This window comes from Dehalobacter sp. (assembly GCA_023667845.1).
In the GTDB taxonomy this organism is placed as follows: Bacteria; Bacillota; Desulfitobacteriia; order Desulfitobacteriales; family Syntrophobotulaceae; genus Dehalobacter.
In genome coordinates, this window is sequence record JAMPIU010000185.1 from 1 (window position 1) to 2485 (window position 2485).

The 2485-nt window shown below is 44.2% G+C and carries 1 protein-coding gene and 1 pseudogene; both read left to right on the forward strand.

Translation table 11 applies throughout. The annotated features are described in order from the left end of the window. A partial coding sequence (locus tag NC238_15545; GenBank protein MCM1567321.1) for a DEAD/DEAH box helicase family protein occupies positions 1 to 1334 on the forward strand: 1334 nt, incomplete at its 5' end. A gap of 87 nt (positions 1335 to 1421) precedes the next feature. Continuing rightward, positions 1422 to 2194: pseudogene (locus NC238_15550) on the forward strand (hypothetical protein). Positions 2195 to 2485 lie beyond the last annotated feature (291 nt).

Below are 2485 nucleotides of genomic sequence, written 5' to 3' on the forward strand. Positions count from 1 at the left end.
CAGGCTACGGAAAGACCTATACTGCAATAACCTTCATCTACAGGTTACTGAAGTTTGCGGATGCTAAGAAAGTGCTTTTCCTTATTGACACTAAAAACCTGGGCGAGCAGGCGGAACAGGAATTCATGGCTTATATGCCGAATGACGATAACCGCAAATTTACCGAGCTTTATAATGTTCAGCGCCTGCGTTCAAGCTATATTTCCTCGGACAGCCAGGTTTGCATTTCCACAATTCAGCGGCTTTACTCCATCCTGAAAGGTGAAGAGATTGATGAAAAAACCGAAGAGGAAAATACTGCCGAGAAGGGCTGGCAGCCAAAGGAACCGCTCCCTGTTGTGTATAATGAAAAGGTTCCCATTGAGGAATTCGATTTTATTGTCATAGATGAGTGCCACCGTTCGATATACAACCTGTGGCAGCAGGTTCTGGATTATTTTGATGCTTTTCTTATAGGCTTGACAGCGACCCCTGATAAACGCACTTTCGGGTTTTTTAATGAAAATGTGGTAAGCGAGTACAGCCATGAAGAAGCTGTTGCAGACGGCGTGAATGTTGGTTATGATGTGTATGTAATCGAGACCGAAATCAGTAAAAATGGGGCAAATATACCTGCTCAGGAGTTTGTGGACAGGCGTGAAAGACTTACTCGCAAAAAACGCTGGGAGCAGCTGGACGAAGATTTGACCTATACTTCCAGGCAGCTGGACAGGGAAGTGGTCAATCTCAGCCAGATACGCCGTGTGATACGGACATTTAAGGAAAAGCTGCCTGAAATCTTTCCAGGCAGAAAGGAAGTTCCCAAGACCCTTATTTTTGCCAAAAACGACAGCCATGCCGATGATATTATCAATATGGTGCGGGAAGAGTTTGGAGAAGGGAATGCCTTTTGCAAGAAAGTGACCTACAAAGCCGAAGAAGACCCAAAATCGATATTGTCGGCTTTCCGCAATGATTACTATCCGAGAATTGCGGTTACAGTTGATATGATTGCGACAGGAACGGATATTAAGCCGCTGGAATGCCTGCTCTTTATGAGAGATATCAAAAGCCTCAATTATTTTGAGCAGATGAAAGGAAGAGGCACACGAATCCTAGGATTAGACGACCTGCACAAAGTGACGCCATCGGCTGTTTCAGCTAAAACCCATTTTGTGATCGTGGACGCTGTAGATGTTACAAAGACGATGAAGACCGACAGCAAGCCTCTTGAACGCAAAAAAAACACCTCATTGAAAGACCTGCTGGCAGCAGTTACTTTTGGCGCTCAGGACGAAGACCTTTACATTTCACTGGCTAACCGGCTTGCAAGGCTGAACAGGCAGATAAATTAGAATGAAAGAGCCATTTTTGCTGAAAAGGCTAATGGAAAAACTATCAATCAAACTGTGAAGGACCTGCTCAATGCATATAACCCTGACATGATCAATCTCAAAGCTGATGAGATCAAATTGCGCCAGCCGGAAATTCAGGAAACCGATGCAAAGAAAAAGGCACAGGAGATCCTTATTGATACTGCCAGATCAACTTTTTCCGGCGAGCTGAACGAGTATATCGAAAACGTGCGCAGGGTCTATGAACAGATAATTAATACAGTGAACCTTGATACCCTTAAAAAAGCCGGATGGGACACGGATATACTGGCAAGGGATGAGAAGCTGATCAGCGATTTTAAAGCATATCTGGAAGCCAATAAAGACGAGATCACAGCCCTGAGAATTTTCTATGACCAGCCCTACCGGCGCAGGAAAGTAACTTTTGCGATGATAAAGGACGTGCTGGAAAAAATGGAACTGGAAAAGCCTTATCTCGCCCCTCTCGATTTATGGCAGGCTTATGAGCGGCTGGATAAGGTGAAAGGAAATTCCCCGAAAAACGAACTAATAGCCCTGGTCTCCTTAATCCGCAGGGTAACTGAGATCGACCCTGTGCTGACCTCATACGACCACACCGTTAACCGAACTTCCAGGACTGGGTGTTCAAAAAGCAGGCTGGAACCCTGAAATTCAATGAAGACCAGATGAACTGGCTCAGAATGATAAAAGATTATGTTGCAACCAGCTTCCACCTGGAAATCGAGGACCTTGATTACCATCCCTTTGATACCCTTGGCGGGCGCGGCAGGATGTACCAGCTTTTCGGGGACGAGATGAATATGGTTATCAGTGAATTGAATGAAGAGCTGGCGGCGTGATTTTTAGAGGGGAGCCTTATGATGGTCAGGCCGTAATCGGCTCAAGTATTTTGCTTCTATTTCCTATTGTTTGTTCTTATTTACTTTTGACTGACCGGCAAAGTATGTGACTGATGATTTACAGGCATACTTAACAAAAAAATATACCATGTATATTACTCTCGGTAATTATACCGACAGTGTTATATACAGGAACTTACATAGTATATATTGTTCACAAGGAACTGAGCTGTAAAATGAGGCAAATTCAGGACAGAGTAAAACCTGATCCCGCAATGAACTTCATTGACG